Here is a 24,551-nt window from a genome sequence, read left to right as displayed (position 1 = left end):
TCGGCTCAGAGCTGCGGGGTCCGCACGGTGAGCGTCCCGCCGGTCTCCTCGCGGCTTGCGAGCAGGCGCACCATCCAGCCCGCTTCCCTGAAGATCCGGGCGTAGCGCTTGTGGGCCTCCCACCGCTTCGCCACGATCTCCTTCGCCCAGGGGTCCCTCATAGGCTCGTCTCCCTCCGCAGAGCACTGGGGAAGGATGCGGGCGGCTGCGGGCATCCACGGGAGGGCGTCGGTGCCTGCGTCTCGCCTTCGACGCGCGAGCACCGGGTCCGATCTACCAGTACCGATCGCGATTGCGTTGGCGTCGCTCCCGAAGACGTTTGACGGTGGCTGGCTCGGCGGCCCATGCCTCGGGCAGGTCGAGGAGGGCGTTGAGGATCTGGAAATACCTCGTTGGCGCCATGCCGACGGTCTCGCGGATGTAGCAGTCTCGGGGGCCTTGTGCCATCGAGGGGGAGCTCTTGGCGGCGTGCAGGATCCGCAGTTCTAGGTTGGTCAGCTCCCGTCCAGTCCTCTTGGTTTCAGACAGCTCACTGTCGGGTTCTCCTGCTTGATCGGACATCTCGCTCTCCTGCTTCTGCCTGAACGGTCTGTGTGGACCGGCTGACAGTCGCTTGGCGCTGGCCAAGGCAAGCAAGAGCATCCGCACCCGTAGGCTGAGAGGTTCAGCGCCGCATGTGTTGAGAGTGGCAAGAGAGTCCGCCCGGTCCTTGATCGCGGGCGTCGTGAGGGGCCGTGGTTCCTTGAGACATGATTCAGTGCAGAGCGCGGCTGGGGACCAGGCCACGAGTGTGCCTGGTCTACGTCTTCCCGAACCATGCCGACCTGCAGAGAGGACGAGCTGGGGTACGCAGGCCGCGCGTGCCCCGTGGGGCGGTGCCTGCGCTCGGCGTGCTCAGCACGCCGCATCGCCCACCCGGGTCCTATCGGCGGCAGCCGGTAGCTGTTCGACCTGGTTCGCCGATTCGAACGGCGTCAACTTCAGAGCAGAGCCCGGCACGGGTACCGCTCGGTAGGGCTGCTGTACTACCTGGACGCGGGACGAAGGCCGGCGAGACGGCGAGATGGGTCAAGTTGTGGTTGCGGTACAAGTCGCGGACGAGTCTTCCCGCAGGCACTACGGCGTGGGTGTCGAAGTCCTACTCCAATCCGTGCCTCCCGATCGACCTTGCGTAGTGCTTGTCCGTCGTCGCACTGGCATGGAAGGTTCGAGGCCTCCGCGGGGAGGGAGTAAGCCGGACAGGCGCGCGTCCGAGGTGGGTGTGACGAAGCTAAGCGCCTGCCCGGCCGATGCTCGGCTGCTCAGCTCATGAGGCTTTGGAGACCCTTTAGGCGTTTCGCGACGGCATCCGGTCCCAGGGGCAGCGTTCCGGAAAGGACTGGGTGGACGTCTCGGTCTGTGATCTGCCAGTCGTACCCGTAGGTGTCCTCGAGCGGGTTAGTCAGACTGATCAGGTAGCCGCCCGGCATGGGTATGTGAACGTACTCTCCGGCGCTGTCGCCTGAAGTCGTATGCAAGACCCCTCTCGTGGTCAGCGCTGTGGCGAGCCCGCCGTGCGTGGCGCCCACGGTATGCGCTCCTTCTTCCGGGGTGGTCGGTGCGATGGCTTGCAGGAAGCCGATGAGCGCCCCTGCCGACGAGACATTCATGTCTTGTGGGTCCTCTCACTCTGCGGGATCTCTGCGATCCCGAGGGTGAGGCGATGTTGCATGGCGCGTCCTCAAGCCCCACAAGAGTGGGTCAGGGCGCCGGGGCTGCCGAGCGACACCTATGTGGGCTGCTGCCTACTGGGCTAGGCAGCGAAGCCGAGAGACCTTGTGTACTCGCTGAACGCAAGTCCCCTAGGTGCTCTCATCTCTCCCTTTAACGAGCCGCCAAGCTCTGCGGCATCGCATTCCGTTCATGGGCCCAGTCGCGGTGCGTTCCCGTCTGGCCTCCCGTGGCTGGGCGACTGCTGGTGCCGGGCCGGCTGGGACCGCGGGCTGGACTGCGTCTGCGTCGGCTGACGACCACGGGCTGACACCTGCCCGATGCGCTGGACGACCTCGGCCAGCCGGTGAGGGTCGACGACCTGCTGACTAACCGGATCGGCCTGCACGAGGACCTTGTTGAGTGCCAGGAGCGTCCTGGTCCCGGGAGCGGCTGCCTCGACCATGCGCGTGCGCTTCAGCTGAGGCTCTGGCTCGGCTCGAGCCCAGTCATGGACGGCACGTGCGCGTGCCGCAGCGGTGGATGCTGCGGCGAGTACTCCCTGTTGCTCCAAAGTGAGGAGACGGTCTTGGGCGGCGGTAGCGTTGGGGTGGTCGCGGGCGGGGATGAGGGGGACCAGTTCCTTGAGCAGGGGCTGCATCCTAGTCACGCTGTCGTACAGCTGCGCTGCTTCTTGGGCCGAGGTGCTCATCCAGGTGTAGTCGTCACTGGAGATTCGGGCCGTGATGAGGTCGAGGACGTCGCCGGCACGCTCTGCTGCGCTGGGAAGCTCGGGTCCGCAGGCGGCGAGCCGGTTCCAGTCGTCCACCAGTTGGGCGTCGGGTGCGTCGTCGTAGGGAATGAGGAGGTCTGCGCGGTTGAAGGCTGCGCTGGTCTTCAGTGACTGGATGGCGATCTCATCGGCTGCACGCGGTGAGATCCGGGTTTGTCGGGCGACCTCGATGACCACTTGCTGGGAGGGGTGGACGTCGGTTGCGGCGGCTATGAGGATGCCCCAGGCTCGACCTGCCTGTTGGGCGCTGTCGAGGGCTCGGGGTTGGTGGTCACTGGGCATGTGGCGGATGAGCCAGGCGGCCTGGGCGCGCACGAGCTCATGCTTGCGGCTGGCTGCAGGTTCGAGAAGGTCGTCGAAGGCTGCTTGTCGGAGTGCCTCGGTCAGTAGGGCACCGGGGGCAACGGGTCCATCAGGCCGCAGGATGGCTTGTGGAGTATCGGTGTTGTCGTGGGTGAACCAGTCGATGGCGTGCTGGAGGGGATCGGGAGCCTGGGCGCTGCGTCCGTCGAGTGCAGAGTCATCCACTGCCATGGCGAGCTCCTGGGCCGGCTTGAGCTGAAGCCATCAGACGTGTGCCTGGTTTGCGGCGAACCGGGAGGGGTCCGGCACGGACTGTTCGTGGTGGCGCAGGGCTTCGTCTGTTGCCTGCTGGAGTTGGGCGTGCGTCTGGTCGATGAGCTGACGCGGGCGGATGGCGGGGTTCTGGGCTGCAGCTTCCATGGCGGTGCTCGCGTCACGGGCCGTACGGCGAACGGTCATGGTGACCAGGTGGCCGGCGGTCTGCTCGGCGGGTGGGACCTGGAGGGTGCGTGCCGCATAGCCGATGTTCTGTACTTCGGTGTGTCTGAGTTCGGCTCCCTCCTGGTAGGCGAGGCGTTGCGCTTGGTTGGCCAGTACCCAGGGATCCATGGCCTCGTCGGGGTGGAGGATCTGGAGAGCCTTGAACAGGTATGCATGCTCGGTCTGGGTGAAGTCCTGCGGTTCCAGGGCGGATGTGAGGCCGCCGGAGCGCAGCTGGCTTGGATCTTGCATCAGGGAGATAAGCACGCGGCGTTCGGAATCGCGGGAGGTGTAGCTGGCGCTGTCATCAGGCTCGGCATTGGCGACCGGCTCGGGGGCGGGGGTGTCGATGGCTTCCGCGGAGTTTGGCGCGGCGTCGAGTCGCTCCTTGAGCTGATCCAGGGAGTACTGGCGGGTGGACAGCTCCATGAAGATCTGCCCGAGTGGTGCGTCGGAAAGTCCTGTCCGGCGGACGTCGCCTGCGAGTTCCTGAACGGTGGCGGGGATGCTGGGCTCGAGGATGAAGCGCAGCGCGTACTGGTCGGCGTGGTCCTGGTTAGGACAGAAGTCGGCCCTGGTCGCTTGAGCAAGGTACTGGGCGATTGTCTGGTTGGTGTTGCTCTGGAGTCGTGCCTGGGCCTGTGGGTCTGCGGTCGAGCGGTGGTAGTCGTTGTAGTTCAGCCGCTGGTAGATGTGCTCGATCATCGCCTGTGCCCGCTGATCGGCGGTCAGGGTGGGATCCGTGGCGGCGGGCAGCGCGATGGCGGGATCGGGTCCGGTAACGAGCGCATCCCAGATCTCGGCTGTGGCGGGGTCGCCGAAGTCCTGCGGTTGGAGCCAGTAGGGGGAGGCGTCCGGGGAGGATGGCTGGTAGCGGAACTTTGCTGCCCGTGAAGGATCGCTGAGTATCGCGCCGATCACGGCGACTTCCTTCTCCCGGGCCGATGCGTCGTCGCTGCGGCCCTGGGCGAGGGTGAACGGTACGCCTTCAGTGGTGCTGGGGTGCTGGGATGACCGGACGGTCACATAGGCGTCGTGTCGGGCGCCATCGGTGTTCGCCGGCCAGGTGGTGCTGGCCAGGTCGCGCAGCGCGCTGTGCATGCCGGCCCAGTAGTCGGAACTGGCGAGGGTCTCGCGTGCGTGTGGCATCCCGGCGGCGGCCATCTGCTGGTACTTGGCGTAGAGCTGTCCGGCTATGGCGTCTGCGGTGACGTGCGCCGGGTCGGCGTTGGGGTAGGCCTGGAGCCGCTGGTCGATGGCGTCGAGTCCGCCGTTGATGAGGGTCTCGTAGATCTCCCCCGCCCATGGGGTTCGGAAGTGCTTGGGGAGAAGCCAGTACTGCGGAGGTGAGGTGTTCCAGTTGACGAGTTGGCGTGCTGCCACGGCCCGATCTCGCAGCATGCTGCTGATCACGTCGAGCTCATGCTGGGGTACGCCGTAGCGGTCGTTGTTCATCGGGGGGTGGCCCCTGTGCCGGGTGTGCGCTGCCTGCGGGATGCGGTGACCATCGCCGCCTGGTAGCGCTCGGCCTGCTGGTCGAGCTGTGAGGTGGCCGACTCGTCGAGGGCGACCCAGCCTTGCTCGGTCTGCCTCCACCAGTGGTTCATGTAGCGGATGGGGCTGCCTTCGAACGGACCCATCGCGTCGGCCTTGCCGTCGGCCAAGAGTTGGTCCATGGCCGCCACGGGCATGGGTGCGGTCAGCACTCGCTGCTGTGCCGAGTCCCGCAGTAACTGCATGCGGGATGCCCAGGCTGAGGACTCAGTGCTGGGCTCGGCCATGTCTGCTCCGTTCGCCTGCGGGTCGGGACTCCTTGAGCCTGCGGATTGACGAACAGCGCTTCAAGCGAAAGGCAACGTCCGGACCAAGGGGTGAGCGAAACGTGCTCCGAAATCTCCGGACGCGTCCCGGCTGGCGGGACCGGGCTCTGAGCTGTTCAGCGAGGGGTGCCGCAACGATCGCGCGTCGGTCGGCTGCCGCGGAACAGCGGGGTTGACCGCAGATCCGATCGGTGTGCTTAACTGGGCGGGAGACCAGTCATCTCCCAGGTCCAGCCGACGAGCTGGGCGTATTGAAATCCTGTGCCTTCGGGTGCGGGTATGGCTGGTCTTTTTTCATGTGCAGGCCCGGAAGCCGGCAGTGCCGGTGAGGTGGTTGGTCCTGAACATGCCCTTCAGCCGGACGGATATTGCGGCCCACAGCAACGGTGACAAGCAGCCGGCCTCCTGCAGTGGTTGCTGCAGGAGGCCGAAGTGATCGGGAACGTCATCGGCGGGACCAACGGGTCCAGCGGCCCGTTGTCAGCCGTTCGATCAGGAGAAGGAGAGCCAAGCAGCCCAGGAGCAGGCCGAGTGTCTGGCACAGCTCGGTGGACATGCCGCGGTGCCAGTAGGCCAGAAGGCCGCTCACCATGGCGAGCACGACGAAGGCGAGCACGAGGACGAACTGCAGAAACCTCGCCAGGGAATGGAGACCGTGTGTCTTCTGCATCGGGAAAGCCTCCTGTCGTCTTTGATCAGCGCGGAGTCGGCGTGATATTGCCCCACTGGCGACTGTAGCAGCGAGTGATCGTGCTTCGTCTGGCGAACGTCTCAGCTTCGAACTCCGGGGCGTCGACCGCTCGCCGGCACTGCTAGGTCGTGGCCCGCAGCAGCCGCTCTTGGATCTGAGCGCGGATGGACTGTGCCCGGTCGGGTGTGGTCACTTCGCTCAGCATGCTGAGGAGGTCGGGGGCGGATGTCACCGCCTCATCCAGCGGGAGCTGCATCCATGTCCAGGCCGCGTTGCAGGCAGCCACCTGCGTGAGGCGCATGCCGGGGCCGAGCCCGTCGTACCAGGTGAGGGCGAGCCAGGTCCAGGAAGCTGTCGCGTAAGCGTAGTCACCCTCCAGGACCGCAAGGTCGGCACGGAACTGCGCAACCTTCAGCGTCCGCGGCGCCGTCTCGCCGAAGCGGACGGTGAATTCCTGGATAAGGGCGTCTGCCGCAGGGATGGCAGTTTCGAGGTCGTGTGCCCGTCCTGCCTCGTGCGCGGCGGCCAGGCGCAGCGCCAGGTCGTCCGGGGTGGGTGAGACCGGTGCTCCGGCGGCTGCGGGTGTGGCGTGCGTGCCGGGGGGCCGGGTGGTTCCGTCGGGCAGGACCTCCATGTCGAAGCCGGATGCGGTTCGGTCATCCTGGACGTGCACCAGGACGGGTGTGCCGCTGCCGGCTGCTTGGATGTGGAGGACCTGTAGGAGGACCTGTGATGGGTCGACCCCGTCGGGCACAACCTGCGGCTCTGTGTCGAGGTTGAGCTGGCCGTCGTGAAAGATGTGTGCCTGGTATTGGGTGCTGGTGTGCATCGGTGGTTGCCACCTTGGAGGTGGCTCCTCCTTCCGTGGTCAGAGTGAGAGTCCGTGGCCGCGCAGGTAGTCGACGGGGCTGATGTCGGATCCGTAGGCGAGTCCGGTGCGGACTTCGAAGTGCAGGTGGGGGCCGGTCACGTTGCCGGTCGCGCCGGATACGCCTATCTGCTGGCGGGCGGTGACGGCTTGTCCTTGGTTCACGGCGATGGAGGACAGGTGGCCGTACTGGGTGTACTTGCCATCCGACATCTTGATGACGACCTCATTGCCGTAGGCGCCGCCCCAACCCGCTTTCACGACGGTGCCTGTGCCGACGGCCTGAAGGCGTGTGCCGGTGGGTACGGCGAAGTCGACGCCGGTGTGGCTTCCGGAGGACCACATGCCGCCTCCCGCCTTGTAAGGAGTGGTGATTCGGGAGTTCTCGACGGGGAGCACCCAGGCTCCGGTGCCCTTGTCACCTTCCTTCTGGGCCGGGTCACATCCCGAGGTGGTGGTCAGCACGGCATTGCCCCAGCTCTTGACCACCAGTTCGCCGGCGGACTGCTCCCATTTGGCGTAGGCATCCGGGAACCCGGAGCGCTGGACGGCTTGCGCGACCTTGGTCAGAGGTTTCGTCTGCCAGCTTTCGATCTTCTCGAGACCCGCGTAGAACTTGTTCGACGCGTAGACCGCATCGGTCACCTGCGCGGGTGTTCCCCATCCTTGCGAGGGCCGCTGCTGGAACAGGCCGAGGGAGTCCCGGTCGCCGTAGTTGATGTTCTCGAGGGTCGACTCCTGCATCGCTGTGGCGACGCCGATGACTGCGGCTCGCGGGGGCAGCCCGCGACTGCGGGCCACATTGGTGATGATGCTTGCCCACTGTTGCTGGGATGCGTTCCAGCTGGGCATGCTCTGCTTACCTTGAGGATTCAGCGGAACGGTCACCAGCGCCCCAGGGGTAGCGAGGGGCACGGTCTGCTTCTCTTCGTTGATCTGAATGGGCGTGCTGCCTGCCGAGCAGGCGTCGTCCCAGCCGCCTTCTTTGGGCTTGCCTGCGCCCAGTAGGAGTGGAACGCACAGCGCTCCGGCGAGCAGTGCAGCGAGACCTCCCGCTCCAGCGTTCAGGCCTTTGCTCATCTTCGGTCCCCAGTCATCGATGCGTATCCCGCCACGTGGGACAGGGAACGCGTTTCCCGTGCCATGGGGTGGACCCGACCCGCCGGGCGTCCCAGGGCTGCGAATGCGCCACTGCGTTAGCCGGTGAAGCGCGGCTAGCGTCTGCGCCGAGTGAAAGCAGCAGGGAATCGACAACTCGCGCTGAATTGTATGTCACTGACAGGCGGGCACGTCAACGCATCCGATGAAGAAAGGGGCTGACAGCTTCTCAATTCCTCGGAGCGCTATCAGTTCGTCTTGCGATTCCCGGCTGCCGACGACCGGATGTCCAGGTCCTCACAGCGGACTCGGGCAAGCGCCTGGGAGGGTTCGTGCAGGTTACGCAACAGATACTGGCCGCCGACATCGGCAGTCTTGTAGGTGGAATCAACCCCGACTGGGGTGTCTTCGGGGCTCTTGGCACCAAGGCCCGCATCATCATCGGCGCAATTATGGCCGGCGCGGTTCTCTTCCTGCTCGGAAGTGCAGTCGTCGGAGCCGTTCATATTCGCGTCGGGAATCAGCAGCACAACTCGATGGAGACGAAGAAGGGGCAGACCATGGTGGCCAGCTCCCTTCTCGGGCTCTTTGCCGTCGCTTCCATGGCGACCCTCTTCACCATCGTCTACGGATTTGGAATCTGATGAACGGGAACTCGAGGAAGGCTGGGACTCGCAGCCTGACACCGCGAGCAACGGAGGTGCCAGGATCGGATGGGCCTTCTCCCTGGCGCAGGGTCAAGATCGGCGCGATCGGCTTCGCGGTCGTCCTCATAATCGGCATCCTGCTCATGCTGACCGGCGGCAAGAAGGGCAAGCAGTCCGCGGACGAACCGGCGCCGGATTCGACTGCAACCAGCCAGGCCGGCGGCACGGGGCCGGGGGTAAAGGCCAAGTCCGTAGAGAACGGCGTTCCTGTCGGTTACCCGCAGAACAAGGAGGGCGCAGCCGCAGCCGCGGTCAACTACCAGACCGCTCGGTCGAGCCCGACCTACTTCACCGACAAGGGCCTACGTCATCAGGTGCTCAAGCAGGTGATGACCCCGGCCGCTCTACCAGTGCAGCAGCAGGCGGATGACCAGACGGCGAAGGGCCTTATGGCTGCCCTCGGAGTGACGGCGCAGACGGCATCGGACATGGTCCTGCGCGCCGCCCCGCTCGGCACCAGCGTGAGCGCCTTCTCCTCTGAGACCGCGACGGTCAAAGTCTGGATGACTGAGGTTGTCGGCGTGCCGACCGACAAGTCAGCTATGCCTGTCGCCGCGACCTGGTCCACCTACACCGTGATCCTCCAGTGGCAGAGCGGGGATTGGAAGGTCGCCACGATCAGCCAGGCCGATGGTCCCACTCCCATGGTGACCGGCGACTCCGCGCCGTCGGCGACAGCCGACATGCGTTTGGCGAATAAGGAGTTCGATGCTCCGCGCTACGCAGGCTGACACGTTCCGCCGCCGAGCCGCCCAGGCGCTGGTCACCGTGATGCTGGCCATCTCCGCCGTGGTCGCAGGCCCGGCAGCTCCGCAGGCCCGTGCGGACGTGACGGTCCCCGACTGGGCCAACCCATGTAACGCTCCCGGCGGCAAGTACCTCTGCGATAAGGCGAAGGAGGGAGCGGAATGGCTCTACGAGAACTCTGGCGCTAAGAGCTTGGCCAACGGAGTGGGATCAGTGGCCGACTTTACCAGCGACCCGTTCGGATACATCGAAGGGAAGCTCCGAGGCGGCACCAAGGGAATGTTCGAGGCATTCGGCGAAGAACTTACCGGGAAGAAGCCTTCCGTTCCGGCCGATGGAGGAGAGAAACCGAAGAAGGCCGATAAAGTCAAGGGGAACTAGTTCATGATGGAAATCGACTGGGGAAACCCAGGTTTCCTGCGCCTCTACGGTCTGGTCTTCGCACTCTCTGCCGTTCTCACTGCGGTCATGTGGCTGATATCTGTGGTGAAGCGCGCAGTGCGAGGCATTCCGATCGGTCAAGCCATAATGGAGAACATCGGCTACCTGCTGATGTCCGTGGTGGTGGCAGGATTCTCGCCGCTGGCGGTGGCGCTCATAGTCGATTTCGTCGACACTGCGGCTGAAGAGATTCTCGGTGACTACATCGCCGAGGTTTTCGTCGGCGGACTGGTCATCTTCACTGCGCTTGCCGCGATCTCTGTACTGATGCCGGGTGTGGGTGTGGTAATTGCAATTCCCATTGCCCTGGCCATCCTGTTCGCCGTGTTCGGCCTATGGATCATGCTCGTCGTCAGAAATGCGCTCATCCTTATGGGACTCATTTTTGGCCCCATCGTATTCTCCGGTCTCGTCGACAAAGACCTGTGGGGGCATACGAAGAAGTACGTCGGAATCCTGGGCGGGATCATTGCGAGCAAGCTGGGTATCTACCTGGCTCTCGCTCTGGCGGGAGCCCTGCTCGACGGTATGGCCGACAGTATGGACAGAATCACCCTCCCACAAGCGATCGGAACGTGTATCACTTTCCTTGCCCTGCTGTTCATCGCACTCTTCATGCCGTTCCAGGTCGCCAAGTGGATTCCGTTTGTGGGCGACGAGTTGCAGTCGATGCACCAGGTGAAGGAGGAGGCCGGGCAGCGCGCGAAGGCGGCGAAGGCCAAGCAGAACGATATGAAGGCCCAGGCTGCGAACAAGCAGAGCGCAGGGGGCGCGCAGGCTGGTGCCGCAAAGGCTGCAGGGCCCGCAGGGCTCGCTCTTGCGGCCAAGGAAGCGGGAGACCAGCTACGCGATCAGGCCGTGCAGGCTGCCAAGGACGGTGCCAACAACGCCGGAGGCGGAGGCGAGCAGCCGGGTAGCCGAGGGCAGCCAGGCGGTCAGTCTGGTGGCAGTAGGCCTCAGGGGAGCGCACCTGGTTCCTCAGACGGTCGGGGCCAGGGTCAGGGCCAGAGAGCCGGTCAGGACCAGGCCGGTGCGGGCCATCGCGGCGGCGGTCGTGGGGCTCAAGGAGGGGGCGTCGGTCGCCGTCCGGGCCATGGTGGAGGTGCCACTGGAGGCGGTGCTCGTCCCCCGGCTTCCTCTCCGCCGTCCAGCGGCGGACGGCCTATGCCTCCGCCTCCGCCGCCGCCGTCTCCGTCAGGAGGCGGACAGATGCCGCCACCCCCGCCAGCGCCTGCTCCGCCCCCGCCGTCTGCATAGCCGGCACCCCACTCACGTTTCGAGAAAGGAGTCGCGATGGACCGCGTCTTCATGTTCCCCCGCCCGCGTCCTCGCGGTCTGCTGGGGCGTCGCTTCGAAATGGACGAACAGCTCGTCCTGCTTGGGGGGATCGCACTGGCGGTCGCGCTACTGGCGGCTCTGCCCGGAATCCCGCTGAAGATCATCGGGGCCGTCGGCGCGGCGGGGGGCTGCCTGTGGGCGACGATGGTCCCCTACAAGGGGCGCACGTTCCTGCGCTGGTTCGAGATCCGGTGCTCATACCGACGGTTGCTGCGCGACGGTAAGCTCCTGTACCGCTCCACTGCGCCGCTGGCAGGCCGGCGTCGGGACGGAACGCCCGAGCCCGTCACTCAGCCGGTGGGCGTCCCGGACACCCTGGAGTGGATCACGGCGAAGACGTCCTACGGAGACATCGCCGTTCTCCTGCAGCCCACGGAGTCCATGTTCACGGCATGTATCGAGGTCGAGGCCGCCAAGAACTTCGGCGGTCTGGACGGCGCCGACAAAGAGGCGTTGATCGGGGCGTACGAGTACCTTCTGAAGGAAACAGCCGAATCCGGTGGCCGTATCCAGTATGTGCAGTGGCTGGCGCGGCTGCTGCCTACCGATCCCAATGCCCACGCCCATGACGCGGCGGCGCGCAGGGATCCATCCGCGCCGGCATGGCTGGACGACTCCTATAACCAGCTCCTGGACGCGGTCGCGGTCTACGCCGAGGACCGTCGCCTGTTCCTCGTGGTGGGCATCCCCTACACCAAGGAACTGGCCGCCGAGGCTTTGCAGTACTGCACCCTGCACGACGGGTACGGCGAGGTGCTCGGCAAGGAGGTCGACAACTTCATCCGCGGCCTGTCGGGCGCGCATCTGCGTTGGGTGCGCAACCTCGACGAGCCGGGGCTTGCCTCCCTCATCCACCACAGCTACGCACCCGACCACTGGATCAACGACACCCGTGGCATGGACCGCTCCAGTTGCTGGCCAGCTGAGATGGATGCTCGGGACCCCTCCCGCATGGCAGCCCGCAGCTGGGAAGGCGCCGACCCATGGCACACCTCCACCGCCTGGATCAAGCAGTTCCCCGTGCTGCCCGTGGGTGTCAACTTCCTCGCACCCCTGCTGCTCTACGTCTCCGACGTGATCCTGACAGTGGGAATCACCATGCGGCTGGTGCCGGCCGACAAGGCGCTCGAAGACGCAATGGCGGACGTCACGAACGAGGCCGGCCAGGCGGACAACACACCGGGGAAAATTGCCGACCCCCGCGAGGAGCGAGAGCTCGGCGCCTCCTCGGCCACCATGCATGACCTCGCCAACGGCGCAGCCGGCATTCGCCTCACCGGCTGGGTGACCGTCACTGCCCCAGAGCCGGAGTTGCTGGTCCAGCACCGCAACACCGTGCGAGCCGCAGCAGTGAAGTCCCAGTTGGCGCTGGAGTGGTGTGACTCGGAACAGCACCGGGCCTTCGCCAACACGCTGCCGCTGGTCACCGGACTGCTGAAGGACTGACGCCCATGCTTGAGCTCATCCGACCGCAGACGCAAACCCGGCGCCGGGCCCTGCGCACCACGACATCCACTGCCTCCGGCCTGTACCCGGCCGTAGGCGCACCGTCCTCCGACCCGCGCGGTGTGATCATCGGAAGGGAGATCTACTCCGGGAAGGCCTACATCTACGACCCATTCGTCCTCTACGACCCTAGCGCTCGCGAACGCCTTCCCAGTGGACATGCACTGGTGCTCGGCAAGTCGGGCTTCGGCAAGTCCAGTCTCGAGAAGTGCTACGTGCTGCGGCAGCTACGCTTCCGCGACCGTTCCTTCTGCATCCTCGACGCTCAGGGCGAGGACGGCGTCGGCGAGTGGGACTCCATCGCGCGCGCCCTGGGAGTCACGCCCATCCGCCTGGTCTACGGCGGAGAAGACGGAGAGGGCGTCCGCCTCAATCCATTGGACCCGCGGATCCCGGCCCAGTACCAGTTCAAGATCCTCTGCTCGATGGTGGAGATCATCGGCGGCACCCTCAACTCAGAGAGCGAGTTCGCTCTCTCCGTGGCCCATACAGCCGCCCAGACCCGTGCCGCAGCCGAGCACCGGGTCGCGGTGCTGTCGGACATCCACGACGCCCTGACCAACCCTGAGCCCGCGATGCTCGGGAAGCGCCAGATCGGCTCTGAGGAGATGGTCGCCTGGGGCCAGCCCGCGAGCCTGGCCATGGACCAACTGTGTAGCGAGACCCGTGACCTGGCGGGCCTGTTCAACGGCCCCACGACGCCCGGGATCGACCTGGACGCACGGCTGATCGTCTTTGACCTCACCCGCCTCCCTCGTGAGGGAGAGGCCATGCCGCTGCTGATGAGCGTCATCGGGCCCTGGCTGCGGTACGCGTGGATCAAGACCGGCGACAGCATCAAGCGCACCTTGATCGTCGAAGAGGCCTGGCACATTCTCAGCCATCGGCCGGTCGCCCGGCTCTTTGAAGAGTTCGTGCGGTACGGTCGCCGGCTGGGTCTCTCCTTCTGGGCGATCCTCCACCACCTCGGAGACCTGCAGGTTGACGAAGCCCCGGAAGCCGCGGCCATCCTGAAGCTCACCGCGACCCGCGTGCTCTACCACATGGACAAGGCCGAAGCGGATCTGACGGCCGACTACCTCCAGCTGCCTGACTGGGCCCGCGAAGCGCTCATCGACGGTGCCAGCCGCTGCTCCCCGGGGCGCGCCGTGTGGCAGGTCGGCAACCGCCTGCACCTGGTCGAGCACATTCGCAGCGCTACGGAAGCCACGCTGACCAACACCAACCGGAAGATGACCGAGGCCACGAGCTCTCAGGCGCCGGAGGCACCGCTCATAAGGATGCGAAAGGGCGCCGCTTGATGCCGCACACACACGCCAAAGCCCGCACAACCCGCCACCGACGCCTGGAGCAGCGCAGCCTACGTCTACGTGACCCGCATGACGCCCGCGGAGGTGTTCGGTAGTGGCCAAGGTCGTCACCCCACACTCAGGCAACCGGCTCCATGTCTACAAGGACGCCTGGTGGATCGGGCTGTGCATAGCCGCCGTCGCGCTCACCCTCTGGACGTGGATTGCCGCGGTTCTCTCTGGGCTCCTCGCGCACTTCTCCCCGGCACTGGTCTCCTGGAACGAGACGGCCGCCGCGATCCCACACCTGTTCACGGCACCCCACCGGCCCCAGGTCGCGTTTCCGGCAGAGGCCGGAGTCGGCGGACCGTTCACCTTCTACCCGATGTTCCTCGGCGCGGCCTTCACGACCTGTTGGGGCACGAGGGCCGGCTGGCGTCGCTGGCGCAGCATGCGTGACGAGGGGACCGATGGCCTGGCCACCGGCGCACAGTTGGAAGAGGCGATGGGCGAGGCTAAGGCGCTCTCACGGCTGGGTGCCCTGCGCCCCAGCCTCAGCGCCCCCCGCACATCCCTGCAGAAAGCTTCCTCCGGACGCGGCCTGATGCCCTGGCGAGGCGGTGCCGCCAAGCCGCAGGTCACCGACGTGCCGGTGAGCGAGGTCGCCGTCTTCTGTGGCACCGCGATCCCGACTGGCGTGAAGCTCTACATCCCCTTCGAGGAAACGGTGCTGATCGTGGCTCCTCCCCGGGAGGGCAAGACGTCACAGCTGATCATGCCGTGGATCTTGGACTTCCCGGGATCAGTGCTGGCGACGTCATCCAAGACGGATGTCCTCTACGCGACAGCGAAGTCTCGTGAGGCCTTCGGGCCCGTCATGGTCCTGGATCCCACGGGCCTGTCGAACTGGCCGCTGCAGTTGCAGTGGAGTCTCGTCGACGGCTGCGAGGACTTCAGCGTGGCGCGCAAGCGAGCTGAAACGCTCACCGGTACCGCGAAGTCCGACGAGGGGACGAAGAACGGCGGGTATTTCGTGATGAATGCGCAGATGCTGATGACCTGTTGGCTGCACGCAGCCGCGGTGGAGGGCCTCAGCGGCATGGACATCCTCCGTTGGGCTACTGCACCCACGGAGCGGCAGCCGGTCGACATCCTGGCCGCGCACGGCCAGGAGAACCTCGCCCGCGCCCTGGCGGCGCAGCACGCGGCGGCTCCAGAGGAACGCTCAGCGAGCTGGAGGACTGCGGAGCAGAGCATCCTGGCGCTGTACGACGCCAAGGTCGCCGACATCTTCGGCAAGTCGGCCCGCCATGAGAAGAATTTCTCCATCACGAAGTGGCTCACCGAGGGTGGCACCGTCTTCCTCATCGGCGAGGAGGAGGATGGCAGTTCGCTGGCACCGATCCTGGCAGCGTTCTCCAGGGCCATCCTCGACACGGCCAAGGTTCTCGCCGCACGGATGCCGAACGGCCGGCTTGACCCCCCGCTCGGCGTGCTGGGCGACGAACTCGCGAACGTGGCGCCCCTCCCGCAGATCCCGTCGCTGATGTCGGTCTCGGGGTCGCAGAACATCTTCCTAGTCGCGGTGCTGCAGAACCTCGCCCAGGCACACGAGCGCTGGGGGGAGCTGGGTGTCCGCAAGATGTTCGCCGCAGCCACCATCAAGGTGATCCTGGGTGGTGTCTCTGACGAGCAGGAGCTCAAGACCTACAGCGCGCTGGCTGGCGAGTTCGAGGAGGACACCGAATCGGTGTCCGACAGCGGTGACAGCAGCTCTGTGAGCGTCTCCACGCGACGCCGGGCAGTCCTGGAGCCGGGCGATATACGGCAGATCCAGGAACGAGAAGGCCTGGTCGTTCACCGGCGGACCCCGGTGACGCGCGTGCGCTTCGAACGTATCCATGAGGGTCCCCGGGCCAGGGAGATTGCCGAGGCGACGAAGGACGCACTGCGGAAGGTGAACGAGCATGCTCGCTGATCGCTCTACCTTGTTGTCCATTCTCCGCTGCGGTGACCCCGGGCAAGGGCACCAGGCCCGGGGACGGACCGCGGCCGCTGGCGGTGGCTGCGGCGATCGGCTCTGTGCGGCCTCACCGGCTACCCTCCACGCTGCCTGCCGCCCAACCCCGCACCCCGCGAAAGGAGGCTGTTGATGCCTGATCCGCTTGCCCCGCTCTTTGAGGCGCTGGAGTCCGTCAACAACGAACTGACCACCGTGGCGGCCCGGCTGGCGCGGCTCGAGGACTCCGGCTCCGTCCGCGGCGGCTCCAAGCAGGGCGGCGGCGAGGGTGGAGGCGAGAGCGACAGGGTCCCCGGCGCCCCGGTGGTCTGGCACCGGATCGAGGACGAGGAGGCACGAGCTGCCCTGTGGGCGGAGTTCGTGCCCTGGGTCATTCGGATGGCCGACACCTACGAGCTCACCACCGAGCAGCTCCCGCATGCCTGCTGGTGGGAGCACGGCGCGGTCGTCGCCGAGCTGACGGCCCTGTGGACGGGGTGGGAGTCGGCCTACAGCAACCAGGAGGACGCCGCAGCCAGCCCCTACCTGTGGCACGACGCCTGGTCCCGGGCAGTGGAGAGAATCAGCCGGATGTGGCTTGGTGAGTGCACCAACGGATACCACCAGGTCAAGTCGCGCACAACGTGGGGTACGGATCCAGCCCATCGGAAGGCAATCTTGGAAGCGGGGCCACCCGGCTGTGGAGGAGGGGCGCCGAAGCCCAAGGGCACGTAGCAGCCAGCGGTGTGTACGGGCGGGGGGTAACCTCCGTTGCGGGTTGCTCTTTAGATCAGGTCGCGCCATGCGTAGCGCAGTGCCGACCTTTTCCAGTCGTCGCAGTCAGTCGCGCCGTAGACGGTGATGGAGCGGACGGCCGAGGTGAGGATGCCTCGGCGCTGGGTGGCGGTCATCGACCGTTTCCATTGGTCGAGGGCGTGTTTCGCTGTGACTGGCGCGTTGAGGGCCATACCGAAGCCATCGGCGGTTAGGGACTCCTGCGCGATCGCCATCTGGCGGCACTCATCGGGTCCGAACACGCGGGGTACTACTTCCTTCGCAACCCGGGCGTCGAGGGCAGCCGCCGGAAAGTCGGGCAGGCATCCGGTCGCACAGTGGTAGGTCACGGGGGCACCGCCTCCCGTGAGGAGAAGGCCGCATACTCCGCATCGGAGCAGATCTATGAGCAGGGGGCCGTCCCAGGGCTGATTGTGCTTGGTCTCTAGTAGGGGGTGGTCGGGTTGCGTTCCCCGCGGTATCAGGGTGACCTGTCTGAGATCCGGTCGCCCGGTGGGCACACTGACGAGGCAGGCCGTAGCCGGATGCGGCCCCGTCTCAGTGCGCCACGACAGCAGATGGCTGGCCGGGTGAGTGCGCGGATCTGAATCGGAACAGTAGCGGCGAGCCGCACGGTCGAGCGCGCGGAGCTCAGGGTTATCCAGGCCGGCGGCAAGTTCCTCTCGTACAAGGTCTGCTATGCATTCGGCCGCCTGCTGCCAGTTGGCAAGGCGCTCGCGGGCCTCGTTGCTGTGCAGGATCCAGCGGGGCAGGCTCCAGCCGGGGGTGAAGCAACCCGGTAGCAGTCGCTGGGCAAAGCAGTTGGCTTCAACTGTGCGCCACTCGCTGTCAACGATGAGCGCGGGTATGTCGTAGCCGTGCAAGATCTGGCTGAGAGAGCGGTCCAGCGGAGAGTCGGCCGGTTGGAAGTGGGAACGTATGGTGTGTGGGATCCTCAGGGCGTCGATGACTGCCTGCACGGCGGCGCTTCCCGGCCATGCGGTTCCATGCTCAAGCCCCAGGTACTGCGCCTCGGTGATCCCCGCCATCACGGCGACGCGGGCGGGTGTGAGCGCCATGCGCAGCCGGTAGTCCGCGATAACTTCGCCGAGGGTAGCGATCACCATGCACGGCTCCTTGACTCCGGTCTTACTTGCCCGTTCGACGCCGGACAGTGACCGGCCCACCTCTGCTCCGACGTACGGTGTCAGGGCATGCATGCGTGCCGCTTGAAGCTACACGCGTTTTGGCTTGCGTCCTACCTGTATTCCGCATGACAGCCAAACAATCAACCGAACAAGTTATCGAACCAATCTCCATGCCGACCTCTTGGTGTCGACGTGGAGATTAGCGATGGCAAGCGGCAACCGGAGCGCTGCACGCCAAACCGTTTGGGACATGGGACCTTCACCGACCGCACCGTCGCCACAACTTCTTCACATGCAAACGAGCAGCCAGAGTCGACGCGAACGGTAGGGCCGCACCTGCAACAACTCAGAATGGCGAATGTCCTGCACTAGCCACCGCGGTAGGCCATGACCCTGCGTTGGGCAAGGAGCCGTACGTGACACGGCCGGAGACAGCCCGTTGTGCACCGAAAGCGACCGCAGATCAACCGGCGCTACACCGCATGGAAGCTCTGGAAGTGCCGCTTCTCAGCGACCGCCCCGTCGTCGGCGTTGGTCAGAACTAGAGTGATCCGCGTGAGGCCCTGAGCCTGAAGAGGCCTGGGCGTTTCCTCCACTAACCGGCAGCCTTTCAGCCCAAGTCCTGGATCAGGATGGCGCAGCAGTCGGACCGTACCTCCATGGTGGAGCAGGTCGGCTCCAGGCCCGTATGTCCATGCCGGCATGTCCTGCAGGTACATCTCACGCAGGGTGGGGTCCAGGTAGACCTCTCGCCGCATCGCCTGGAGCATGGCGTCATCGTCGTACCGCTCGAGACTGGCCGCGAGCTGCGCAAGCATCGACAGCTTCCAAGCGACGTGCCCCTCAAGAATCTGGGCCGCGTCCGGGTGGAATAGCCCGAAGCGGAGGAAGTTGTCTGTAGGCATGGCGGTGGGGTGTGGACGCACGGCGCGGAAGAGTTCACGGAACGCCCCGTTCGACATCCGGATGTTCCACCGGTGGTCGATTAGGAATGCGGGAAGAGCCAGGGCGTTGATCATCACGCTGTAGTCCCCGAGGAACGCCTCCGTCGAGGCATCCTGCTGCGACTGCCGGACCGGACTGCGCAGTTCCGGCTGGGGCGCGCGGTCCACTGCGAGCCAGAAGAGCCGCTCGGTTTGGAACGGAGTCATCTCCAAGGCCTCAGCCAGACCGTACAGCTTCTGGTCAGTCCACTCCTTGACGACGCCACGCTCCCAGTTGCCGTACGCCCTCGTGCTCAGCTCTAGGCGGGTAGCCACGGTTTCCTGGCTCAGCTTCAGAAAATCGCGTCGGCCCTGGATGAGCTTCTGCAGCCTCCTCGGTCGGCCCGCCTCACGATCCTTCGCAGCCTCTGGCCGAACCTTGCCGTCTTCCTTCGCGCGGGAGTCGTGAGGCTCTCCCCTCTCACGCAGCGTGCGCCTGGCAGCACCCGCCTGCTGCGTCTGCGACGGGACATGACTGCCCGATCGGACCCCCAGGCTCCCCTTGAAGACCGGCACTGTATTCACTCTTCCCCCTGGCTACTGCCCGTCGGAGCGGCGGAGGCGGGGACCACGAAACCTCCATGCCCCTTTTTTCCGATTTACTACCCTACGCCTGCAATGCGGTGCCTCGTAGTTGCATTTAGAGCTGGCTGCGGGCATGGCTCCGCCTGGCATAGGCACCCGCTCGTCAGCCCGGAGCACCAGTTACGCAACAGCGGGTAGCGCACCCATCCCTTATCGTGATCCTGCCTTGAGCATCCGGAAGTGTCAACTAAAGTGGTCAAGTCCAAGATCGAAACCTTCGTGAAAGAGACCCCATACGTGGCTGTGAGTAGTCATGGGCAGCAGGGCTCTGCAGCCATGCCCGAGAGGGTCGAGGGGCCATGACCAGCACACCCCGGTCGCTGGGTGAGAAACTCACTGCGTTGATGGCTCGCGCTCGGCCAGGCAGCAGCCGGCGCCATACGAATCGCTCACTCTCCGCGGACATCGAAGCCCTGCCTGACAGTTCAGTCTCGCTGTCCCGTACTGCCATCGGTAACCTCGTCAACGGCAGCCAGCTCAACCCGACTACCGACACGGTCATCGCCCTGTGCAAAGCTTTGGGTGATGTTCCGCCTGCTCACCTGCTGCCACACTCGAGTTACGACGACCTGGAGGCCCTCCAGGCCTTCGAGAACCCGGCAGCACGTCAGGCACTGGTGCTCCTCGACCGCTTCGGCGACGAGCTGCCCGGCGTCTTGCGGCTGCTGGCCCTCCTCGAGGGCTTGCCAGAGGCTGAGCTGCGAAATGTCATTGCAGACCTGAAGCGACGGCGGGACGATCTCGGTCTGAAACCGATTCCGCGCAGCGATCCTGTCGCGAAACAGTCCAAAGGTCGGCGACGAACGGCGGATGAGGCCGCAGCCTACGCGGCCAAGGCACTGGAGGGGCTGTAGCAGTGGTTGACGGCATAGTCTTCGGGACTTGCACCGTGGCGGGATTCCTCGTCACGGCTCTCTGCACCAGGAGAGCACGCGGCAACCCCCGCGTCGCCACCTGGTCCATCGCTGTCGCTTTTGGCGTCTGCACCCTGGGGGTGATGTTCGCCGTTCCAGCCGTCGCCCGGGCTGCAGAGGATCTGACCGGCGTCGCCAATGTGGGCAAGCTCATTGCCCACATTGGCGCGATCCTATGGTGCGCGGCGCTACAGGTCACGATGGTGGACCTTGCTTATCGGCCCGAGTACCTGCGTGCAGCGATGTTCCAACGGGGGTTCGCCGCCATGGTCGAGCTCGCAATCATGGTGCCGCTCTTCCTCGCGACGAACCGACCGGGGATGGAGTTCACGACCGCGTATGTCTCGGACCCGAAGGTAGCGACCTACCTGCTCATCTACCTGTCATATGTGCTGCTGACGTGCGGCGAGCTGGCCTTCATGTGTGCGCGGACGGCCCAGCGGATGTGGGGGCCGCGACCGTGGAGCGGCGCTGGCTTCGCTCTCTCCTCGATGGCTGCCACCCTGGGTGTTGCCTATACGGTCTCCAAGGGCTCGTACATCGTCTTCCACACGCTGGGTAGGCCCTGGTCGTTGAGGGTGGAGGAAGTTGTGAGCCCGGCCTTGAGCGGCATGGCTGTGCTATTCCTCTTCGCCGGCCTCACACTTCCCATGCTTGGAGCTCTGATCGACCGGGTGCGTGCCAGGCGGGAGCTGGTGGAGAGCTAAACGCTGCACGGATCGCCGTTGTGGGCCGCATGCGATATCGCATGCGGCCCACAGTCGTTTTCCGGGCCGGACGGCGTGGGTTCGCCGCGCGTCCGCGATCACGTGGTCGGCTTGACCCCGTACTCCACCAGCAGGCCGAGGAGGCCGCGGGCCCGCTGGGACGCCCGCCATCGGGGAGCGGGCTCGGCCAGGATAAGGGTGCCGAATCGCTCAAGGAGTGCGGCCAGCGCGATCTCAGTCTCGGCGCGAGCCAGGGGGGCGCCGAGGCAGTAGTGGATGCCGTGGCCGAGGGCCAGGTGGCCGGTGGTGTCGCGGTCGAAGTCGATCTGGTCGGGGTGGGGGAAGCGATGGGGGTCGCGGTTGGCCGCGGCCAGTGACAGCAGGACAGTCCCTCCTGCGGGAATGGTTTCATCCCCAATGGTTACGTCCTGGGTTGGAAAGCGGCGGATCGCGAGAAGCGCTGGTCCCTCGTAGCGTGCCAGTTCCTCGACTGCTTCGGGCAGCTTCGATGGGTCCTTGCGGAGGCGTACCAGGTGTTCGGGGTGGCTCAGGAGTGCATGCACGGCGTTGCCGATGAGTTGCACAGTGTTCTCGTAGCCGGCGCCGAGGATGAGGAAGGCGAGCGAGGTCAGTTCGTCCTCGCTAAGCCGGTCGCCGTCGGTGTCGCGGACTGTGATCAGGTCTGAGAGTAGGTCGTCGGCGGGGTGCTGCCGTTTGTGGGCGATGAGCTCGGTGAAGAATGCGACCATGGCGCCGATCGTCTGCTTGGCGGCCTGGGGGCGGCTGGGGTCGGGTGCGATCAGCTCGTTGGTCCATGCGCGGAAGTCCTTGCGGTGGTCCTCCGGGATGCCCAGGAGGTCGCAGATGACTGTGATCGGCAGTGGGGCAGCGTACGCAGCGATGAGGTCGGTCTCGCCCTGCGTCCCAAGGGCATCCAGGAGCGCGTCCGCAGTCCGGCGGATGGGGGCGCGCAGCGCTTCGACGCGACGGGGTGTGAAGGCGCGGCTTACGAGCTCGCGAATGCGGGTGTGGTCGGGGGGATCCATGTTCAGGAGGTTGGCGTCGAGGGCTGGCGGCAGAGACAGGCCGCGGTACGAGTCCTCGGTGGCGTTGGTCTTGTCGAGGGAGAGTCGTGGATCCGCGAGGGCTGAACGAACGTCGTCGTATCTCGTGATGAGCCATGCCGGCTCGCCGGTGGGTCCTGCGATGCGCTGGACGGGCGCGGCGTCGCGAAGGTACTGATAGGCGGCATGGGGATTCTTTATGAGGTTGCCCTGAAGATCCATGGAGTCACCCTAGCCAGACTGCGGAAGCGCTGTGAGGGTGGCGGGCGACTCCGACTTGCCAGTCCCTTGAGCCCCTGAGGGGGAGAATAGGGCGGGCTTCGCCTGGGTGGCGGTCGAGCGGGAAGGCATCCGCGCATGACGCTGCCCTTGCTCTGCCGGTGCCGTTTGCGACCTGTCGGCCGATCGCCCAAGTGCCTGCTTCCAGCGAGCTGGCCCTGGAGCCTGAACTCGACGGCTGGTGGTGTCAGATCGTGGTGGGTTCGGGTCAGAGCTGGAGTCGGTACACCAAGGACCTCACCTCCAGGTTCGACGACGTCGCGCTGGCCTCGCGGTTGCTTCCTCTCTGTGTTCTCGACAGTGAGCTGGTCGCCATGCCCGACAACGCTACGATCTCGTTCGGTCCCCTGCAATCGTGCTCGCCTCGGGGGCGCCGTCGTGGAGAGGGCTTCACTGAGCCCCCGTCAGCCTGAAGCTGCAGGTCAAAGGGCTGGTGTGACTGGTTCTCCGTTCTTCGCTGCCACGGACTGGCCCATGTTGGTCAGGCGAGCCCTTGATCCCCACCAGGCCGCGGTCAGCGTCATCTTGCTCCGCGTGCCGCGACCGCTTCAGCGCGGTCCGGTGGGCGGCGCGGAGAGAGAGAATGACACGGGCTGCTAGCTATACGGCCTGCGGACCACAGGAGAAGGGCGCCGGACTCTGAGCTCACCTTCCTTCACCCCTCAGATGCTGACTGCAACCGAATCCGTGACGCCGATGATTCGGTCACTCACCGGAGGGGTCAACCTCGCCACCCTGGCCGAAGCGCTGTCAGACACAAGATCATCCGGCACCCGCACCACTCTGGCGCCATCCGATCCAACTGCCAAGCTCCTACACTGAACTCATTCTGAAATGATCAGCTACTGGGGCACACTACCTCCGGCTGGCCAGGGCTAGGTTGGTATGCCGGGGTCGGTAGACGTTCCGATTAGCTGCAGTGCTTGGAGGAGTAGCTGCTCCAGGCCGAGGAGGAATCCCAGGTGGCGTTGTAGGAGAAGCCGCCTTCAACGTCGATGCAGGTGTTGCGGGCGGAGACGTAGACCGGGCCGGCGTACTTGGTGAAGTTGGCCTGATAGCCGTCCAGGGCGGCCCAGCCCGAGCCGCTCCTGCCGATCTTGACCTTGATCCCGCGCGGCAGGTGCACGCCGTCGGCCGGACGGGCAATCGCGCAGTTCTTGCTGGCGGTCGGGGAGTAGTAGATGTCGAGGTAACCCTTGGTCTGGCCGGCGTCGTACGACCCGGGCGTGGCCTTGATCGGCCACGACTTCAGGAAGGTGTAGCTCGATCTGCAGGCGTTGGTCCGGGCGGTGGCCGAGGCTGCATGGCGGTTCCCGCCAGAAGCGTGCCAGTCACCACGGCCAGGGACGCCGCAGTGAGGGCCGTCTTGCGCAGGGTGGCTGTCATGGTGAGAGATTTCCTTGGTTGAGGCCGCGTCTGTCCGGTGGCTGTCTGTTCCCGGCGCCCGGTGCGAAACCAGCCGGGCGCCGCTGCGAAGAGGGGCGGGGAAGTGCAGATGGCGGGCCCAGGACTGGGCGCAGTACGGGAGGAGCGGTGCCGTGCCGGGCGGCGCGATGCCGGGGTGTTGCGGCCAGCGCCAGTGAAGCGCGGTCACTTCTCGGCGTGCGAGAGGACATAGCCGTCCAGGCAGGGTCCCGGGAGGTGTGCGTTCAGTCGGCGAGGTTGAACAGGGGGTCCGCGGGGGAAGTGCTGCCTCCACCCCTCGAACGCTCAGAGGCCGTTCGAGGGGTGGAGACGCTTTCGGCCGTTCCTCCGGGGCTGGCGAGCCTTGTTCAGGGCAGCAGGGCGTCGCCGTGCACCCAGCCCTTGGTGCCCTTACGGATCCCGGCCTTGGAGGTGGTGATTTGGGCGTAGTCCCACTCGCCCCTGCTGCACATCACGGTGAGCCGGTCGCCGCGGTAGAGGTAGCCCAGGCTCTTGTAACCGGTGGAGGGGCCGGAGCGGAAGTTCCAGGCGTTCCTCTTGGAGGTGGAGTCGAAGTTGGGCCAGTTGGTGGTGCACAGGCTGTTCTCGCCGGCGGCGTGGGCGGCCGGTGCGGTGGTCAGGGTCAGGGCGGCTGTGGCGGCCACCGCCATAACGGCGGGAACCAGGGCGGCGCGGGTGGTGAGACGGCGGATCATCGGGGAGCCTTTCAGGGAAGATGGCGCGGGGTTGGCCGAGCAGGATCGATACTGCGCACCGAAATGCGGTCGATGAGTGGCCCGGTCGGCGGGATCCCGAGGGCTGCGACGGCGAGCTGGGATGCCGTTCCCCACCGCGGGAAAGGCTGCGGGTTCCTGGGCGGGGGTGATATCCGACAATCCCCGGGATCGTGGGCGCGAGGACGGG

The 24,551-nt window shown here is 65.8% G+C and carries 24 protein-coding genes; 10 read left to right on the top strand and 14 right to left on the bottom strand.

Annotated features, from left to right (window positions below; all coding sequences use genetic code 11):
• Positions 1-5: 5 nt before the first annotated feature.
• The 9 genes from ACFYNX_RS27250 to ACFYNX_RS27210 all read right to left on the bottom strand — a co-directional run bounded on the left by ACFYNX_RS27250 (position 6) and on the right by ACFYNX_RS27210 (position 7,724).
• Positions 6-161 (bottom strand): hypothetical protein, encoded by a 156-nt coding sequence (locus ACFYNX_RS27250; protein WP_388665014.1) that lies wholly within the window; start codon positions 159-161, stop codon positions 6-8.
• Positions 162-273: 112 nt separating this feature from the next.
• Positions 274-561: a DUF3263 domain-containing protein gene (locus tag ACFYNX_RS27245; RefSeq protein ID WP_388665012.1), complete on the bottom strand. Its 288-nt coding sequence runs from the start codon at positions 559-561 to the stop codon at positions 274-276.
• Positions 562-1,301: 740 nt separating this feature from the next.
• The gene (locus ACFYNX_RS27240; protein ID WP_388665010.1) at positions 1,302-1,649 is read right to left on the bottom strand and encodes a hypothetical protein; all 348 of its coding nucleotides are present in this window, start codon (positions 1,647-1,649) and stop codon (positions 1,302-1,304) included.
• Between the two features lie 251 nt (positions 1,650-1,900).
• Complete coding sequence (locus ACFYNX_RS27235) at positions 1,901-3,016, bottom strand: hypothetical protein (RefSeq protein ID WP_388665008.1); 1,116 nt, start codon at positions 3,014-3,016, stop codon at positions 1,901-1,903.
• 33 nt (positions 3,017-3,049) lie between these two features.
• Entirely contained in the window at positions 3,050-4,720 is a 1,671-nt protein-coding gene (locus ACFYNX_RS27230) for a DnaB-like helicase N-terminal domain-containing protein (protein ID WP_388665006.1), read from the bottom strand.
• Positions 4,717-4,941, bottom strand: a complete 225-nt coding sequence (locus ACFYNX_RS27225) for a hypothetical protein (RefSeq protein ID WP_388665004.1) — start codon at positions 4,939-4,941, stop codon at positions 4,717-4,719. Before ACFYNX_RS27225 ends, ACFYNX_RS27230 begins: the two co-directional genes overlap by 4 nt.
• Before the next feature lie 589 nt (positions 4,942-5,530).
• Positions 5,531-5,755: a hypothetical protein gene (locus ACFYNX_RS27220; protein WP_388665002.1), complete on the bottom strand. Its 225-nt coding sequence runs from the start codon at positions 5,753-5,755 to the stop codon at positions 5,531-5,533.
• 142 nt (positions 5,756-5,897) lie between these two features.
• Positions 5,898-6,605, bottom strand: a complete 708-nt coding sequence (locus ACFYNX_RS27215) for a hypothetical protein (RefSeq protein WP_388665000.1) — start codon at positions 6,603-6,605, stop codon at positions 5,898-5,900.
• A 39-nt stretch (positions 6,606-6,644) separates the two neighbouring features.
• Positions 6,645-7,724, bottom strand: coding sequence for a M23 family metallopeptidase (locus ACFYNX_RS27210; RefSeq protein WP_388664998.1), 1,080 nt, complete (start codon positions 7,722-7,724; stop codon positions 6,645-6,647).
• Positions 7,725-8,074: 350 nt separating this feature from the next.
• Between ACFYNX_RS27210 and ACFYNX_RS27205 the strand changes: the two genes are divergently transcribed.
• From ACFYNX_RS27205 to ACFYNX_RS27170, 8 genes are all read left to right on the top strand, one after another.
• Positions 8,075-8,386 (top strand): hypothetical protein, encoded by a 312-nt coding sequence (locus ACFYNX_RS27205; protein WP_388664996.1) that lies wholly within the window; start codon positions 8,075-8,077, stop codon positions 8,384-8,386.
• Between the two features lie 56 nt (positions 8,387-8,442).
• On the top strand, positions 8,443-9,180 hold the full coding sequence (locus ACFYNX_RS27200) for a hypothetical protein (protein ID WP_388664994.1): 738 nt from the start codon (positions 8,443-8,445) through the stop codon (positions 9,178-9,180).
• A complete protein-coding gene (locus tag ACFYNX_RS27195) occupies positions 9,158-9,577 on the top strand; it encodes a hypothetical protein (protein WP_388664992.1) in 420 nt (139 codons plus the stop codon). Before ACFYNX_RS27200 ends, ACFYNX_RS27195 begins: the two co-directional genes overlap by 23 nt.
• A 3-nt stretch (positions 9,578-9,580) precedes the next feature.
• The gene (locus ACFYNX_RS27190; RefSeq protein WP_388664990.1) at positions 9,581-10,894 is read left to right on the top strand and encodes a hypothetical protein; all 1,314 of its coding nucleotides are present in this window, start codon (positions 9,581-9,583) and stop codon (positions 10,892-10,894) included.
• 36 nt (positions 10,895-10,930) lie between these two features.
• Positions 10,931-12,421, top strand: a complete 1,491-nt coding sequence (locus tag ACFYNX_RS27185; protein WP_388664988.1) for an SCO6880 family protein — start codon at positions 10,931-10,933, stop codon at positions 12,419-12,421.
• 5 nt (positions 12,422-12,426) lie between these two features.
• Positions 12,427-13,782, top strand: coding sequence for an ATP/GTP-binding protein (locus tag ACFYNX_RS27180; RefSeq protein WP_388664986.1), 1,356 nt, complete (start codon positions 12,427-12,429; stop codon positions 13,780-13,782).
• Positions 13,783-13,885: 103 nt separating this feature from the next.
• A complete protein-coding gene (locus ACFYNX_RS27175) occupies positions 13,886-15,748 on the top strand; it encodes a type IV secretory system conjugative DNA transfer family protein (RefSeq protein ID WP_388664984.1) in 1,863 nt (620 codons plus the stop codon).
• A gap of 174 nt (positions 15,749-15,922) precedes the next feature.
• On the top strand, positions 15,923-16,504 hold the full coding sequence (locus ACFYNX_RS27170) for a hypothetical protein (RefSeq protein WP_388664982.1): 582 nt from the start codon (positions 15,923-15,925) through the stop codon (positions 16,502-16,504).
• A 50-nt stretch (positions 16,505-16,554) separates the two neighbouring features.
• On the opposite strand, the gene ACFYNX_RS27165 is transcribed toward ACFYNX_RS27170, so the two are convergent.
• Both ACFYNX_RS27165 and ACFYNX_RS27160 read right to left on the bottom strand, forming a co-directional pair.
• On the bottom strand, positions 16,555-17,670 hold the full coding sequence (locus tag ACFYNX_RS27165; RefSeq protein WP_388664980.1) for an XRE family transcriptional regulator: 1,116 nt from the start codon (positions 17,668-17,670) through the stop codon (positions 16,555-16,557).
• 494 nt (positions 17,671-18,164) lie between these two features.
• Positions 18,165-19,190, bottom strand: a complete 1,026-nt coding sequence (locus ACFYNX_RS27160) for an XRE family transcriptional regulator (RefSeq protein WP_388664978.1) — start codon at positions 19,188-19,190, stop codon at positions 18,165-18,167.
• Between the two features lie 368 nt (positions 19,191-19,558).
• Here ACFYNX_RS27160 and ACFYNX_RS27155 point away from each other — a divergent pair, with 368 nt between their 5' ends.
• The gene (locus ACFYNX_RS27155) at positions 19,559-20,113 is read left to right on the top strand and encodes a hypothetical protein (protein ID WP_388664976.1); all 555 of its coding nucleotides are present in this window, start codon (positions 19,559-19,561) and stop codon (positions 20,111-20,113) included.
• A gap of 2 nt (positions 20,114-20,115) precedes the next feature.
• Positions 20,116-20,880 carry a hypothetical protein gene (locus ACFYNX_RS27150; RefSeq protein ID WP_388664974.1) on the top strand — a complete coding sequence of 255 codons (765 nt, stop codon included), beginning with the start codon at positions 20,116-20,118 and terminating at the stop codon, positions 20,878-20,880.
• 98 nt (positions 20,881-20,978) lie between these two features.
• Here ACFYNX_RS27150 and ACFYNX_RS27145 read toward each other — a convergent pair whose 3' ends face one another.
• The 3 genes from ACFYNX_RS27145 to ACFYNX_RS27135 all read right to left on the bottom strand — a co-directional run bounded on the left by ACFYNX_RS27145 (position 20,979) and on the right by ACFYNX_RS27135 (position 24,343).
• On the bottom strand, positions 20,979-22,166 hold the full coding sequence (locus tag ACFYNX_RS27145) for a cytochrome P450 (RefSeq protein ID WP_388664972.1): 1,188 nt from the start codon (positions 22,164-22,166) through the stop codon (positions 20,979-20,981).
• 967 nt (positions 22,167-23,133) lie between these two features.
• Positions 23,134-23,817, bottom strand: a complete 684-nt coding sequence (locus tag ACFYNX_RS27140; protein WP_388664970.1) for a hypothetical protein — start codon at positions 23,815-23,817, stop codon at positions 23,134-23,136.
• A 178-nt stretch (positions 23,818-23,995) separates the two neighbouring features.
• Positions 23,996-24,343 carry an SH3 domain-containing protein gene (locus ACFYNX_RS27135; protein ID WP_388664968.1) on the bottom strand — a complete coding sequence of 116 codons (348 nt, stop codon included), beginning with the start codon at positions 24,341-24,343 and terminating at the stop codon, positions 23,996-23,998.
• Positions 24,344-24,551: the final 208 nt, after the last annotated feature.

The organism is Streptomyces sp. NPDC007872 (assembly GCF_042868165.1).
In the GTDB taxonomy this organism is placed as follows: Bacteria; Actinomycetota; Actinomycetes; order Streptomycetales; family Streptomycetaceae; genus Streptomyces.
This window is presented reverse-complemented; position numbering and strand designations above follow the sequence as displayed.

Excerpts from the sequence above, each read along its gene's own strand:
- ACFYNX_RS27195 (WP_388664992.1), top strand. The coding sequence starts at position 9,158 with ATGCTCCGCGCTACGCAGGCTGACACGTTCCGCCGCCGAGCCGCCCAG.
- ACFYNX_RS27215 (WP_388665000.1), bottom strand. The coding sequence starts at position 6,605 with ATGCACACCAGCACCCAATACCAGGCACACATCTTTCACGACGGCCAG.
- ACFYNX_RS27190 (WP_388664990.1), top strand. The coding sequence starts at position 9,581 with ATGATGGAAATCGACTGGGGAAACCCAGGTTTCCTGCGCCTCTACGGT.
- ACFYNX_RS27155 (WP_388664976.1), top strand. The coding sequence starts at position 19,559 with ATGACCAGCACACCCCGGTCGCTGGGTGAGAAACTCACTGCGTTGATG.
- ACFYNX_RS27210 (WP_388664998.1), bottom strand. The coding sequence starts at position 7,724 with ATGAGCAAAGGCCTGAACGCTGGAGCGGGAGGTCTCGCTGCACTGCTC.
- ACFYNX_RS27230 (WP_388665006.1), bottom strand. The coding sequence starts at position 4,720 with ATGAACAACGACCGCTACGGCGTACCCCAGCATGAGCTCGACGTGATC.
- ACFYNX_RS27220 (WP_388665002.1), bottom strand. The coding sequence starts at position 5,755 with ATGCAGAAGACACACGGTCTCCATTCCCTGGCGAGGTTTCTGCAGTTC.
- ACFYNX_RS27235 (WP_388665008.1), bottom strand. The coding sequence starts at position 3,016 with ATGGCAGTGGATGACTCTGCACTCGACGGACGCAGCGCCCAGGCTCCC.
- ACFYNX_RS27185 (WP_388664988.1), top strand. The coding sequence starts at position 10,931 with ATGGACCGCGTCTTCATGTTCCCCCGCCCGCGTCCTCGCGGTCTGCTG.
- ACFYNX_RS27145 (WP_388664972.1), bottom strand. The coding sequence starts at position 22,166 with ATGGATCTTCAGGGCAACCTCATAAAGAATCCCCATGCCGCCTATCAG.
- ACFYNX_RS27240 (WP_388665010.1), bottom strand. The coding sequence starts at position 1,649 with ATGAATGTCTCGTCGGCAGGGGCGCTCATCGGCTTCCTGCAAGCCATC.
- ACFYNX_RS27250 (WP_388665014.1), bottom strand. The coding sequence starts at position 161 with ATGAGGGACCCCTGGGCGAAGGAGATCGTGGCGAAGCGGTGGGAGGCC.
- ACFYNX_RS27170 (WP_388664982.1), top strand. The coding sequence starts at position 15,923 with ATGCCTGATCCGCTTGCCCCGCTCTTTGAGGCGCTGGAGTCCGTCAAC.
- ACFYNX_RS27180 (WP_388664986.1), top strand. The coding sequence starts at position 12,427 with ATGCTTGAGCTCATCCGACCGCAGACGCAAACCCGGCGCCGGGCCCTG.
- ACFYNX_RS27165 (WP_388664980.1), bottom strand. The coding sequence starts at position 17,670 with ATGGTGATCGCTACCCTCGGCGAAGTTATCGCGGACTACCGGCTGCGC.
- ACFYNX_RS27245 (WP_388665012.1), bottom strand. The coding sequence starts at position 561 with ATGTCCGATCAAGCAGGAGAACCCGACAGTGAGCTGTCTGAAACCAAG.
- ACFYNX_RS27225 (WP_388665004.1), bottom strand. The coding sequence starts at position 4,941 with ATGGACCAACTCTTGGCCGACGGCAAGGCCGACGCGATGGGTCCGTTC.
- ACFYNX_RS27135 (WP_388664968.1), bottom strand. The coding sequence starts at position 24,343 with ATGATCCGCCGTCTCACCACCCGCGCCGCCCTGGTTCCCGCCGTTATG.